Origin of the sequence: Cupriavidus basilensis (assembly GCF_000832305.1) — a bacterium.
Classification (GTDB): Bacteria; Pseudomonadota; Gammaproteobacteria; order Burkholderiales; family Burkholderiaceae; genus Cupriavidus; species Cupriavidus basilensis_F.
This window is the reverse complement of the sequence record NZ_CP010537.1, coordinates 1,418,594-1,431,762: the sequence shown is the minus strand read 5'-3', so window position 1 is coordinate 1,431,762 and position 13,169 is coordinate 1,418,594. Positions and strand designations below refer to the sequence as shown.

Annotated in this window: 10 protein-coding genes; 7 read left to right on the top strand and 3 right to left on the bottom strand. The window is 67.2% G+C overall.

The features are described from left to right. Positions 1-562: 562 nt before the first annotated feature. Positions 563-1,525, bottom strand: a complete 963-nt coding sequence (locus RR42_RS27090; RefSeq protein ID WP_043354540.1) for a chemotaxis protein — start codon at positions 1,523-1,525, stop codon at positions 563-565. Between the two features lie 204 nt (positions 1,526-1,729). Next, on the bottom strand, positions 1,730-2,767 hold the full coding sequence (gene gnd / locus RR42_RS27085; protein ID WP_052495259.1) for a phosphogluconate dehydrogenase (NAD(+)-dependent, decarboxylating): 1,038 nt from the start codon (positions 2,765-2,767) through the stop codon (positions 1,730-1,732). Between the two features lie 554 nt (positions 2,768-3,321). Here gnd and RR42_RS27075 point away from each other — a divergent pair. From RR42_RS27075 to RR42_RS27045, 7 genes are all read left to right on the top strand, one after another. Continuing rightward, positions 3,322-4,554 (top strand): MFS transporter, encoded by a 1,233-nt coding sequence (locus tag RR42_RS27075; RefSeq protein WP_043354536.1) that lies wholly within the window; start codon positions 3,322-3,324, stop codon positions 4,552-4,554. Positions 4,555-5,037: 483 nt separating this feature from the next. Further along, positions 5,038-5,742 (top strand): MgtC/SapB family protein, encoded by a 705-nt coding sequence (locus RR42_RS27070; protein WP_043354534.1) that lies wholly within the window; start codon positions 5,038-5,040, stop codon positions 5,740-5,742. Between the two features lie 27 nt (positions 5,743-5,769). Then, the gene (locus tag RR42_RS27065) at positions 5,770-6,126 is read left to right on the top strand and encodes a hypothetical protein (RefSeq protein WP_043354532.1); all 357 of its coding nucleotides are present in this window, start codon (positions 5,770-5,772) and stop codon (positions 6,124-6,126) included. 366 nt (positions 6,127-6,492) lie between these two features. After that, positions 6,493-7,659, top strand: a complete 1,167-nt coding sequence (locus RR42_RS27060) for an efflux RND transporter periplasmic adaptor subunit (protein WP_052494997.1) — start codon at positions 6,493-6,495, stop codon at positions 7,657-7,659. Continuing rightward, positions 7,652-10,792, top strand: coding sequence for an efflux RND transporter permease subunit (locus RR42_RS27055; RefSeq protein ID WP_043354531.1), 3,141 nt, complete (start codon positions 7,652-7,654; stop codon positions 10,790-10,792). The genes RR42_RS27060 and RR42_RS27055 overlap by 8 nt, the downstream gene beginning before the upstream one ends. A gap of 10 nt (positions 10,793-10,802) precedes the next feature. After that, a complete protein-coding gene (locus tag RR42_RS27050) occupies positions 10,803-12,176 on the top strand; it encodes a TolC family protein (protein ID WP_043354529.1) in 1,374 nt (457 codons plus the stop codon). Between the two features lie 80 nt (positions 12,177-12,256). Then, positions 12,257-12,655, top strand: coding sequence for a hypothetical protein (locus RR42_RS27045; protein ID WP_043354527.1), 399 nt, complete (start codon positions 12,257-12,259; stop codon positions 12,653-12,655). Positions 12,656-12,742: 87 nt separating this feature from the next. Here RR42_RS27045 and RR42_RS41270 read toward each other — a convergent pair whose 3' ends face one another. Beyond that, positions 12,743-13,051, bottom strand: a complete 309-nt coding sequence (locus tag RR42_RS41270) for a YjfB family protein (RefSeq protein ID WP_236702203.1) — start codon at positions 13,049-13,051, stop codon at positions 12,743-12,745. Positions 13,052-13,169 lie beyond the last annotated feature (118 nt).

Genomic DNA, 13,169 nt, shown 5'->3' with positions numbered 1-13,169 from the left:
CCGGTAACGATTCGCAGCCAACGCCTCGCTGGATGCAGCCGCAGCCAACTTTTGCGCAGCGTATGGGCACCACCGTCCGACAACGCTGGGCAAGGCGTCTTTGCCTGAGCCTGCTGCTTGCCAGCACCATTGCATTGCCACAAACATGGGCCGCGCAAGATCTCGCCATTCCGGAGCAAACGAATATGCCTGGCCTGGCACAAATGATCGACCACGAGCAGTGGGATGAAGCTTATGCCTATGTTCGTCGGCAACAGAACGCCATCGTGCCGGAAGTCCGCGCCATCGTGAGCGACCCAAGAACGAGCAGTACCGCGATGGAAATTGCCTACGGTTTTCTGCGGAAGGTTCCCACGCTTGAATCGGCGACACTACTGGCGCAAGGCTTGGGAAAAGGGGGCGGTCGAACAAGCGTATTTGGCTTGATCGAGAACCCTCGTCCTGAGGTCAAACGAGCGCCCGCCCCCTCCCCCACAAGCGCTGAGGTTTGCCTGTGTGTAACGAGCGCCCGCCCGCTCCCACAAGTGGGAGCGGGCGGGACAGCCAAGAAAGGCACAGAGAATCAACGTGCCAGCACGCCCCGGATCGTATCCGCCAGGTCCTTCGCCAGGAACTTCGACACGTACGCATCGGCCCCCACCTTGCGCACGTGGTCTTCGCTGGCCGTCCCGGACAGCGAGGAGTGGATCACCACCGGGATCGACTTGAAGCGCGCGTCCGCCTTGATCTTGCGGGTTAGCGTGAAACCGTCCATCTCGGGCATTTCCAGGTCGGTCAGCACCAGCGCGATCTCGTCCTGCACGGTGCGGCCGTTGGCGGCGGCGTGATCGGCGATCTCGCCCAGTTGCTGCCAGGCCTCCTGGCCGGTCTTGGTCATCAGCACCGGCACGCCCATGGCCTTGAGGCCTTGTTCGATCAGGCTGCGGGCAAAAGCGGAATCGTCGGCGGCCAGGATCTTGGTGCCGGGGCGCAGCGTCAGTTGCGGCCCGACCGTCTTGGGGTCCACTTCCGGCTGGCGGGTCGGCAGCACGTCGCGCAGGATCTGCTCCACGTCCAGCACCTGGACCAGGCGCGGGTTCGCGGGATCGGCCTCGTTATGGAGCTTGGCGATGCTGGTCACCATATCGCCCCGCACGCTGTTCTCGGCCGAGACTACCTGGTTCCACTCAAGGCGCACGATTTCTTCCACGGCTTCCACGGCAAAGCCTTGCGTGGAGCGCGCGTATTCGGTCACCAGCAGGATGTTCACGCCGGTGCGCGGCGTGCATCCCACCATCTTGGGCAGGTCGATCACCGGAATCACCTGGCCGCGGATATCGGCCATGCCGAGCATGGCCGGGCCGCCGCCGACCACGGTGGTGACCTGGGGCATTACCAGGATTTCGCGGACCTTGAAGACGTTGATGCCGAACAGTTCGCTCTGCGCGGACTGGTCCGACTCGCCCAGGCGGAACAACAGCAACTCGAACTGGTTGTTATTGGTCAGGTTGGTCCGTTCGTCGATGTCTCTCATCGAGCTGCTCATACGCTTCCTTTGTCCCCGCAATGCGCGGGCTCGCTGCGCGGTGTTGATGGTTTCCCCGGGCCCGGCATCGCCGCGTGGCTCCAGCGGTGCTTGGCGCTGGAGCGGCGCGCTGCCATGACGAGCCACTGCTCCGGCTAACGGCCAATCTTTGGGGAAATTTAGCGACAGCGCGGCAATGGGCCGACGAATTCTCGCCTCACCCCACTAAAGTGCGGAATCAGGCAGGCCGGCGGGGCGGCTGGCGTGCGCCACGGCGGACTCCCCGCCGCCATGCTCTTCCACGTGCCCGCCAAACCCGAAGCGCATGGCCGAGAGCAGCCGCTCGCCATAGGTGTGATCCTGGCGCGAGCGGAACCGTGCAAACAACGCGCTGGCCAGCACCGGCACCGGCACCGCCTGCTCGACAGCCGCGTCGATCGTCCAGCGCCCCTCCCCGCTGTCGGCGACTTCCCCGGAGAAGCGCGAGAGCTTGACGTCGCTGGCAAGCGCCTGCGCGGTGAGATCGAGCAGCCACGAGGACACCACGCTGCCGCGCCGCCACACCTCGGCGATATCCGCCAGGTCGAGCGCGAAGCGCTCGGCCTCGGGCAGGCTCTCGGCGGCCTTGGTCTTGAGGATGTCGAAGCCCTCGGCATAGGCCTGCATCAGTCCGTACTCGATGCCGTTGTGGACCATCTTCACGAAGTGGCCCGCGCCCGCAGGCCCGGCGTGGATGTAGCCGCGCTCGGCGCGGTCGTTCGCGGGGTTGCGCCCCGGCGTGCGCGGGATATCGCCATAGCCCGGCGCCAGCGTATCGAACAGCGGATCGAGCCGGCCGACGACCTCTTGCCTGCCGCCGATCATCAGGCAATAGCCGCGCTCCAGGCCCCAGACCCCGCCCGAGGTGCCCACGTCCACATAGTGCAACTGGCGCGCCGCCAGCTCGCCCGCGCGCCGAATGTCGTCCTTGTAGAAGGTGTTGCCGCCGTCGATGATGACGTCGCCCGGCTCGAGCAGGTCCGCCAGCGTGGCGATCATCTGCTCGGTGGTGTCGCCTGCCGGCAACATGACCCAGATCGCGCGCGGCGCGGCCAGTTCGCCAACCAGCGCCTCGATGCTGGTGACGCCGACGGCACCATCCGCTGCCAGGGCCTGCACCTTGTCGGCGCTGCGGTTGTACACCACCACCTCATGCTGCGCGCGCAGCAGCCGCCTTGCGATGTTCGCGCCCATGCGCCCGAGCCCTATGATTCCGAGTTGCATATCCGGTCCTCCCACTGCGTCATTGGTGATGAAACTGGTGACCAAACTGGTAACGAAACGGTGGCGGAACTGGTGGTGAAACCTGCTGCCGCCACGCGGCATTGTCCACCTCCGCGAACGCCCTTGCACAGGCCTCGCCACCCCCGCGAACGTGCCACTTAGCGCACTTCAGTTCGATCTGGCACCGGTTCGGGCGCACTCGGGGGGCTAAATTCCGCAACCCCGATTTACACCAACTAAACAGCCGCTTAAAATTCCCCGGCCAGCAGCGGCGGACTTGCATACGACCGGGCGGCTCCGATTTCACCGGCCAGCTTCTGGGGACACAGGCCGGCCAACCGCCCCCTAGCCATGTCCCTGCTCATGTTGCCAGCCCACCGCCTGCGCCCCGCCGTATCGATCCACCGCCTCGAGTAGCGCCCGCACACAGCTTCGCTACCCGCTTCGCATTCGCCCCAAGACCGCACTTTCCCGCGCGCCCCGAGCATGGCGCGCCACGGTTCGTTGTCCGGGCTCTGCGCTTTCAGCGCCAAGACACTCGCCTTCGCATCGCCATGTCCGCAAACAGCACGACCCTCGCCGCCCCGGAATCCGGGGAACACCAGCAAGGCAGCATCAACCGGCGCATCGTCGCCATCGTCTCCTTCAACTTCATTGCCTACCTGACGGTCGGCCTGCCGCTGGCGGTGGTGCCCGGCTTTGTCCACGGCGATCTTGGCTATGGCACGGTCGTGGCCGGGCTGGCGGTCAGCATCCAGTACCTGGCCACGCTGCTGAGCCGCGCCTACGCCGGCAACCTGTGCGACCTGCAGGGTCCCAAGAAATCCGTCACGCTCGGACTCACGCTGGTTGCCGCCAGCGGGTTGCTGGGCGTGGTGTCCAGCCTGTTCGTGTCGATCGGCTGGCTTAGCCTGGCGTGGCTGTTCGCCGGCCGGCTGATGCTGGGCGCGGGCGAGAGCCTGGTGACCACCGGCACCATTGCCTGGGGCATCGGCGACGTGGGCGCCCGCCATACCGGCAAGGTGATCTCGTGGAATGGCATGACCACCTACGGCGCGCTGGCGCTGGGCGCGCCGGTTGGCGTGCTGCTGGATGCGCGCTGGGGCTTTGCCTCGCTGGGCATCGTCACCACCGTCATGGCCCTGGCCGCGTTCATGCTGGCCCGGCGCAAGGCAGCGGTGCCCACGGTAAAGGGCGCGCGCATGCCGTTTCGCACGGTGTTCCGCCATATGACGCCGTTTGGCCTGTGCCTGGCGCTGGGCTCGGTGGGCTTTGGCGCCATCACGGCCTTTGTCACGCTGTACTACGCCAGCCACGGCTGGGACCATGCCGCGCTGGCGCTGACCAGCCTGGGCGTGAGCTTTGTGGTGGCGCGCCTGCTGCTGGCCGATAGCATCGGCCGCTTTGGCGGCTACCGGGTGGCGCTGTGCTCGTTTGCCGTGGAAGCCGCCGGCCTGGCCCTGATCTGGCTTGCGCCAACGCCCGCGCAGGCGCTGATCGGCGCCGCCGTCACCGGCTTTGGCTTTGCCCTGGTGTTCCCGTCGCTGGGCATGGAGGCGGTCAAGCTGGTGCCCCAGAGCAACCGCGGCTCGGCGCTTGGCGCCTATGCGCTGTTCCTGGACCTGGCGCTGGGGCTGACCGGCCCGGTGGCCGGCGTGATCGCCAGCCATGCGGGCTATGGCTCGGTGTTCCTGTTCTCGGCCGTGGCGGCGCTCGGCGGGCTGGGCCTGAGCCAGGTGCTGGCGGCGCGGTCGCGGCGCGCTGCCGTGCCGGCGCCGACGCACTGACTATCGCAATGCGCCAATCTCGCGGCACGCCAGATGAGGCCGCGAGATATTCCGATGCGACGAATTGACTCGGGAATTTTCTGATCTATTTTCAGACTTGTCCGATTGATTTTCAGGCAATCTACATGCATTCAGCCTTCAATATCGATTAATCGCAGGCATCCGCCGTTTTGTGCTTGACCCATTCAACTTGCGCCGCTACAGTACGCGGGTTCTCAATTCCAGGGCTACCCAGTGAGCACTTGTTCCGACGACAGTAGTCGATCCAGGATCGGCACCTCCGCCTGACGGGCCACGGTATCCCTAGCGACCGTGCCCCGCTTGCGGCACGGTGCTCTCGAGGCCGGACGTCCTGTCCCGCCTCTCTTCTTGAATACGGCTTCATTCTTCTGATCGCGCCTGCGTTGCGGCACGCCGCTGCCTGCGCTTGCCCGCGATTTGCACAAGGCTCACCGGTGCCTCCTGCTCGACACGGGAGTTCTCATGGTGTGGCACGAATTTGCCCTGCGCTTGCTCGAAGCGCTAGCGCTGGGCGCTTGCATCGGTACCGAACGGCAGCTGCGCCAGCGCATGGCGGGGCTGCGCACAAACGCGCTGGTCGCCGCGGGCGCGGCCTTGTTTGTTTCGGTTTCCGCTTTTACGTTTGATCCGCAGGGGCATGCGCGCATTGCCGCGCAGGTCGTCTCGGGCATCGGCTTTCTCGGCGCCGGCGTGATCATGCGCGACGGCCTGAACGTGCGCGGCCTGAATACCGCTGCCACGCTGTGGTGCTCCGCCGCCGTCGGCGTGCTTGCCGGCCTTGGCCATGCGCTGGAAGCCGCCATCGGCACCGCCTGCATCCTGTGCGCCAACTTTGGCCTGCGCATGCTGGGCCAGCGCATCAATCGCAACGGCACGGCCACCGCGCCGGAAGTGGAGATGGTTTATCGCATCACCACGGTATGCACGGCCCAGGAAGAAATCCGTGTGCGCGGCTTGCTGCTGCATGCGCTGACCGAAATGCCCGCCCTGCTGCTGCAGTCCCTGCACAGCGAGGACACCGCCGCCGGCGGACACATAGAAGTCCGCGCCGACGTGCTGGCCGCGCCCGGCAATGAAGGCAAGCTGGAGCAGATCGTCAGCCGCATCAGCATGGAAAAGAGCGTTTCCCTCGTGCGCTGGGCCATTCCGGCCGGCGCACTCGAATAACCCCAAGGAGAAGGAAAGGAGCTGGATATGCGTTTGTTCAACTGGATGCTCCCCCAGGCCCCCAACCGCCGCGCCGCCCAGGCGGGCCGCGGCACAGCCGCCCAGCTGTTCCAGGTGGTGCTGCTCTGCAAGGACGACTATGGCGCCCGGCTGGAGCAGCAGATCCGCCAGGAGCTGGCCGCGCGCGAACTCTCGCTGCAGCGCCTGCGCACCCGGCAGTGCGAGCGCCGCGAGCTGGTCGAGATGCGTGTGCTGGTGCATTGCCAGCCGGGCGGCAGGCCCGGCATGGTCAAGCTGGTGCAGCGCCTTGGCCTGGAGCCGCTGGTTCGCGCCGTGCGCTGGGAAACCGTGCCGCAGCCCGAGCGCGCGTTGGCCGCGGCCTGAGCGCAAGGCCGGCTCGCCAAGATCCACCCTGATTGCCTGAGAAAAGACATGGACCCAGACCCTTCCAGTAGGCAGCACCGAAGGCACGGCGCGTTCCAGCTGGCCTGATTCCGCGTTCGGCGTCCTGGCCGCGTGCGCGCCAGATCCGCCTTGCGCGCCGCCCCCCTTAGCAAAGCGGGCGCTTTCGCCCATCACCGGTTACCTGCGTGGATTGCCTCCCCGCAGCGCCGGGGATGCGTCACGCCTGTCGAATCCTGTCGTCCTTGAATCTCGAGCCTGTGATTCCACCGACGACGCACCGGCAACAAGCGGTGCCCCTGTCCTGGCTGCCGCCACGGCAAGTGCACCGACCGAGGAGAAAAAACCATGCAAACGCCCACCACCCGCCAACGCTTGCCGCTGCGCCGGCAGCCAGGCCTTGCGCTCGCCGCCGTCTGCGCGGCATGTATTGCGCTGGCCGGCTGCGATGGCGCCAGCTTGTCCGGCGCCATCGCCAACACGCCCAAGCACAATACCGAGCCGGTCCGCGAAGGCAACTTCATCACGGTGCCCGAGGCCTCGCCATTGCGCGCCCGGTTGCAGGTGCAGACCGTCGTCGAGCAAGCGCTGGAACGCCCCATCGAGGTACCGGGCACGATCGAGCCCGATGCCGCCAGGCTGGTCAAGATCGTGCCGCCAATGCCCGGGCGCATCGTCCGCCTGCACGCTGCCCTGGGCGACACCGTGCGCAAGGGAGACCCGCTTTTCACGCTGGATTCCGCCGAGCTGAGCGCGGCTCAGGGTGAGGCCAGCAAGGCGCGCGCGGCGCTCCTTGAAGCCAAGCTGAACCTGGACCGCCAACGCACCCTGTTCGAAGCGGAAATCGCGGCGCGCAAGGATTATGAACAGGCCCAGCTGGCCTACGCGCAAGCCAACAGCGACGCCGTGACCACGGCCGCCCAGCTCGCGCAGCTTGGCGCCGGCACCGCCCCGCAATCGCACCGCCAGTACACCATGCACGCGCCGCTGGCCGGCCGGGTGATCGAGCTCGAAGGCGCGCAGGGCGGCTTCTGGAACGACAACGGCGCGCCAGTCATGACGGTGGCCGATCTGTCCACGGTCTACCTCGCGGCCAGCGTTTCGGAGAAAGACATCGCCTCGATCTTCGTCGGCCAGCCCGCCGAGATCCTGCTCAACGCCTACCCCGGCAAGCCCGTGACCGGCAAGGTCCGCTACATCGGCGAGATCCTCGACCCCGACACCCGCACCGTGAAGGTCCGCGTGGCCATCGACAACGCGGACGGACGCTATCGCCCCGGCCTCTTCGCCAAGGTGACCTTCGCGGGCGAAAAGCACGCGGCGCTGCTGGTGCCGCCCAGCGCGCTGCTGCAAAGCGGGCTCTACACGCGCGTGCTGGTGGAGAAGGCTCCGCTGCGCTTCGAGCCGCGCGTGGTCACCACGGGCGCGCATGCCGACGGGCAAGTCGAGATCCTGGCCGGGCTCAAGGCCGGCGAACGCATCGTCGTGAAGAACGGAGTGCTGCTACATGATTGACCGCCTCGTCACCCTATGCTTCAACCGGCGCGCCATCGTCTGGCTGGTCTTTGCGCTGGTGGCGCTGTACGGCGCCTACAGCTGGAAGCAGCTGCCCGTGGAAGCCTATCCGGACATTGCCGACGTTACGTCGCAGATCGTGACGCAGGTGCCAGGCCTCGGCGCGGAGGAAATCGAGCTGCAGATCACCATCCCGCTGGAGCGCGCGCTGCTGGCCACCCCCGGCATGCATGTGCTGCGCACCCGCAGCCTGTTTGCGCTGTCGCTGATCACCGTGGTGTTCGAGGATGGCACCGACGGCTACTGGGCACGGCAGCGCCTGCAGGAACGCCTGAACGAGGTTGACCTGCCCTACGGCGCCAAGCCGGGGCTGGACCCGTACACCTCGCCTACCGGGGAGTTCTACCGCTACACGCTGGAGTCCGGCACGCGCGACCTGCGCGAGCTATCCGAGCTGCAGACCTGGACCGTGATCCCGCGCCTGAAGAAGGTGCGCGGCGTGGTCGACGTGACCAATTTCGGCGGGCTCACCACGCAGTTCATGCTGGAACTCGACCCGGCGCGGCTGACGCAGTACAACCTGACGCTGACCCAGGTCACCGAGGCGCTCAACGCCAACAACGTCAATGCGGGCGGCAGCGTCATCGACCGCGGCGAACAATCGTACGTGGTGCGTGGCGTGGGCCTGCTGCGCTCGCTCGACGACATGGGCAACGTGGTGGTCACGAGCAAGGACGGCACCCCCGTGCTGGTCAAGGACCTCGGCACGCTGCGCTACGGCAACGTGGAGCGGCGCGGCGTCCTGGGCAAGGACGACAACCCCGACACGATCTCCGGCATCACGCTGCTGCTCAAGGATTTCAACGCATCGCAAGCGCTTGAGGGCGTGCACGAGGCGGTGCGGGACCTGAACGACAACCTGCTGCCCAAGGACGTGAAGGTGGTCGCCTACCTCGACCGCACCGCGCTGATCGAAGCCACCATGCGCACGGTGGGCTTCACGCTGACCGAAGGCATGCTGCTGGTGGGCATCGTGCTGCTGCTGTTCCTGGGCAGCCCGCGCGCGGCGCTGATCGTGGCGCTGACGATTCCGCTCTCGCTGCTGATCGCCTTTATCTTCATGTACCACCTGCGCATCCCGGCCAACCTGCTGAGCCTGGGCGCGATCGACTTCGGCATCCTGGTGGATGGCGCGGTGGTGCTGGTGGAAAACATCCTGCGCCGGCGCGAGCAGGACAAGGACCGCGCGCTCACCCCGCGCGACGCCATCGAGGCCACCTTGCAGGTGGCACGGCCGATGTTCTTCGGCATGCTGGTGATCGTTGCGGCCTACCTGCCCTTGTTCTCCTTCGAGCGCATCGAGTACAAGCTGTTCTCGCCGATGGCGTTCGCCGTTGGCGCGGCGTTGATCGGCGCCTTGATCGTTGCGCTGGCGCTGGTGCCGGGGCTGGCCTGGATTGCCATGCGCAAGCCGCGCCGCGTGTTCCACAATCCTGTGCTGGACTGGCTGGGCGTGCGTTACCGCGCCGCGCTGGAGCGCGGCATTGGCCGCATCCGCTGGGTGGCCGCCAGCTGCGCGCTGGCGCTCGCCTGCGTGCTGGCGCTGGGTGCCACCATCGGGCGCGACTTCCTGCCGTACCTGGATGAAGGCTCGCTGTGGCTGCAGGTGCAGATGCCGCCCGGCATCACCCTGGAGCGCGCCTCCGACATGGCCAGCGAGCTGCGCCGGGTAACCCGCGAGTTCCCGGAAGTCTCCTACGTGGTGACGCAGACCGGCCGCAACGATGACGGCACCGACTACTGGACGCCCTCGCATATCGAGGCCAGCGTTGGCCTGCATCCGTACAAGACGTGGGCCTCGGGCATGACCAAGCAGCAGCTGATCGACAAGCTGGCGGCGCGCTACGCGCAGATGCCAGGCTACTCGGTGGGCTTCATGCAGCCGATGATCGATGGCGTGCAGGACAAGCTTTCCGGCGCCCATAGCGACCTGGTGGTCAAGGTGTTCGGCGAGAACCTGGGCGATGTGCGCCGCATTGCCGGCGAAGTGGCCGCCGCGCTGCGCGGCGTGCCTGGCGCCGCGGATGTGGCGATCGACGTGGAGCCTCCGCTGCCCAACCTGAAGATCGACCTGGACCGCGCCGCCGCCGCGCGCTATGGCATCAACGCGGCCGACGTGGCCGAGCTGATCTCCACCGGCATCGGTGGATCGCCGGTTGGCCAGCTCTATGTGGGTGAGAAGAGCTACGACATGACGGTGCGCTTCCCGCCGGCCATGCGTGCCAGCGCATCTGGCGTGGGCGACCTGATGCTGAGCGCGGCCAACGGCGCCAAGGTGCCGCTGGCGCAGGTCGCACGCATCAGCACCGTGTCCGGCGAAAGCGTGATCGTGCGCGAGATGGCGCGCCGCCACATCATCGTGCGCCTGAACGTGCGTGAGCGCGACCTGTCCGGCTTCCTCAAGCAGGCCCAGCCCGCCATCGAGCGCGCCGTGTCCTACGACCACAAGCGCATCCAGATCGAATGGGGCGGCCAGTTCGAGAACCTGGAACGTGCGCAGGCGCGCCTCGCCGTCATCCTGCCGATGACGCTGGCGCTGATGTTCGTGCTGCTCTTTGCCGAGTTCCGCAACCTGCGCCAGCCGGCGCTGGTGCTGCTGGCGGTGCCCCTGGCCACCATCGGCGGCCTGGCTGCGCTGCATCTGCGCGGCATGACGCTGAACGTATCCAGCGCGGTGGGCTTTATCGCCCTGTTTGGCGTCGCCGTGCTCAACGGCGTGCTGATGATCTCGCAGATCAACCGGCTGCGCGCGCAGAACGGCTTGAGCCTGCGCGAAGCGGTGATCGAAGGCGCGGCAAGCCGCATGCGTCCGGTGCTGATGACCGCCACCGTGGCCGCCATCGGGCTCACGCCGGCGATGCTGGCGCGAGGTCTCGGCAGCGATGTGCAGCGGCCATTGGCCACCGTGGTGGTGGGCGGGCTCTTTACCGCCACCTTGCTGACCCTGCTGTTGCTGCCCGCCCTTTACTACCTGGTCGAAGCCCGCGCCGAGCGCGCGGCGCAAGCGGCCCGGGAATCGGAAACCGATGCCGAAGGCAATGCCCCGGCGACCAGCGCCGCCGGCCAGGCCTGAGGAAAATCCCATGCGAATCAAAGACAAGAACTTGCCAGCGGCAGCCGCCCTGCGCCACCTCTTCCTGGCAACGTCGCTGCTGGCGGCATCCGCATCCTGGGCGCAGGATGCGCCCGCCACCACCACCGCCACGGCCACGGCCACGGCCCGCGCGCCGGTCCGTTTTTCCTCCTTTCTCGACACGGTGGAGCGGCAGAACATCGGCCTGTCCGCGCAGCAGGAAACCATCCGCGGCGCCCAGGCCGAGATCTCGATCGCCGGCGTGCGCCCGGACCCGGTGCTCAAGTACGGCCGTGGCAGCATCGAGACCAGCCGCGCGGTGTCGCCCAAGCCGCCGCGCACGCATGAGTTCGAAATCGAGATCCCCATCGAGCTGGGCGGCAAGCGCGGTGCGCGCATCCGCGCCGCCGAGAGCAACCTGCGCCTGACCGAGGCCAACCTGCAGGGCTTCAAGCGCACGCTGTACCAGGAATCGGCCACAGCCTTTGTCGAAGCCTGCCGCAGCCGCGAGGCCCTGGCCCGGCAGGAATCGACGCTGTCTGCTCTGTCCAATGTGGTGCGCGCCAACGAGATCCGCCGCAAGGCCGGCGACATCGGCGGCCTGGAGCTGTCGCAGTCGCGGGTCGAACGCGACCGCTTCACCGCCGAGGTGAGATCGGCGCGCGCCGCCGCGCAGGCCGCCATGCAACAGCTGTCCGTCCAGCTTGGCGTGCGCGTGGCCGAGGCCTTCGGCAACGCGCCGCTGGCTTGCGAGTTCCAGCCGTACGATCCTGGCACCGACAGCGGCGCGCTGATCGCCCAGGCGATGGAAGCGCGCGACGAGGTCCGGATCGCCCGCGCCACGCTGGACAATGCCCGCGACAAGTCGGGACTGGCGCGCGCCAACCGCTGGGTGGATCCCAGCGTGAGCTTTGCGATGACCATGACCCCCGGCGTGCGCGGCACCACGGACGACGAGGGCCAGCCCAACGGCGATGCCACGGCGCGCTCGCGCATGCTGGGCGTGTCGGTATCGATTCCCCTGCCCTTGTCGCGGCTGCAGCGCGGCGAGCTGATCCAGGCGGAGTCGGAAGTCACGCAGGCCATGCTGGCCCTGCGCGAGGCCGAGCTGAAAACCGAGGTCGACGTGCGCAACGCGCTCACCGCGTTCCAGGCTGCGCAGGACAACCTGCAACGCTACCGCGACGCGGTGATCGCCGATGCCGACCGGGTGCTGGACGGCATGCGCCAGTCGTACCGCCAGGGTGCTGCCTCCCTGCTGGAACTGCTGGACGCGCAACGCACTGCGGACGAGACCTACCTCAACTACCTCCAGGCCCAGGCGGACCTGGCGGGCGCCACGGTGGAACTGCAACTTTCCACCGGCTTGCGGCCCGTGCTTTAAAGGCCCGGTGCGCCCCGGCCACGGCCTGGGCGCGCCGAACGATTCGATTACGTCGAGTCAAAAGACAAAGGAAACTTGCCATGAAAGCCGTCAACCTTGCGCCGCCCGCCCAGCGGTGGCGCCTGTATCGCCTGAGCGTGATCGCGCGGCTGGACGATGTGCCCGACGTACGCGTGGCCATGCGCTGCGCCACCAGCGACTGCGGCCAGTACCCGGCCAACGAGCGGCAGATGCCGCTCGGCCTGCCGCCAATCAAGTGCATGCTGAGCTACGAGATCCGGATGCCGCAAATGCGGGCTGGGCAGTTGCTGGTCGCGCTGGAACGCGCCCTGGTGTCGGTGCCCATCATCCTGCTGCGCCTGGAGGTCTTGGGCAACCATGCCGAAGCGGCACACGCCGGACGCCTGGAACGAGTGTCTTCGCCCTCGGGCGGCACCCGCTCCCGGCCCGCCGCGGCCGCGCCGGCCGCGGTGGGGTGAAACCACCCGGCGCCGCCGTTCAGCCCCCCACACCCGTTTGGTCAAGTCAACCCGGGCGCGGGCAGCTCCGTTACGGGATTGCCGGGATCAGACCTTGACGTCGATGCTCTGGCCAAGGTGAGGGGGATTGCTGGCCGGGACGCTGACTTGCGGCATCGAGCCCAGCAGGGTTGCCACACTCTGCGCCTGCAGGTCCAGCGACTTGCGCAGCATCATGGTGGGCACCGGATCGCCGCCCGAGTTGCTAGCCGCACTGACGAGGGAAATATCCATTGGATGGTCTTCCAGGTTGAGATCGAGGTTGAGATCGAGGTTGAGATCGAGGTTGAGGTTGAAGTTACGTTCGAAGCTACGGTTAAAGCTACGATTGGCATTGAAGCCAGCGGGAAGGCGCACCTCCCAGCATCCATGTTGTCGGCCATCAACCGGGAATCTTTAGCGCGGCGGCCGCGATAGCGGGCCGCCCGCTTGGCATCCGGAACGTTTATCATAAGCAACCCGGCCGCTTTGGCCG

Bases quoted from the DNA above. Each gene is read 5' to 3' on its own strand.
- RR42_RS27065 (WP_043354532.1), top strand. From the start codon at position 5,770: ATGCGTTTGTTCAACTGGATGCTCCCCCAGGCCCCCAACCGCCGCGCC.
- RR42_RS27070 (WP_043354534.1), top strand. From the start codon at position 5,038: ATGGTGTGGCACGAATTTGCCCTGCGCTTGCTCGAAGCGCTAGCGCTG.
- RR42_RS27045 (WP_043354527.1), top strand. From the start codon at position 12,257: ATGAAAGCCGTCAACCTTGCGCCGCCCGCCCAGCGGTGGCGCCTGTAT.
- RR42_RS27075 (WP_043354536.1), top strand. From the start codon at position 3,322: ATGTCCGCAAACAGCACGACCCTCGCCGCCCCGGAATCCGGGGAACAC.
- RR42_RS27055 (WP_043354531.1), top strand. From the start codon at position 7,652: ATGATTGACCGCCTCGTCACCCTATGCTTCAACCGGCGCGCCATCGTC.
- RR42_RS27050 (WP_043354529.1), top strand. From the start codon at position 10,803: ATGCGAATCAAAGACAAGAACTTGCCAGCGGCAGCCGCCCTGCGCCAC.
- RR42_RS27060 (WP_052494997.1), top strand. From the start codon at position 6,493: ATGCAAACGCCCACCACCCGCCAACGCTTGCCGCTGCGCCGGCAGCCA.
- gnd (WP_052495259.1), bottom strand. From the start codon at position 2,767: ATGCAACTCGGAATCATAGGGCTCGGGCGCATGGGCGCGAACATCGCA.
- RR42_RS27090 (WP_043354540.1), bottom strand. From the start codon at position 1,525: ATGAGCAGCTCGATGAGAGACATCGACGAACGGACCAACCTGACCAAT.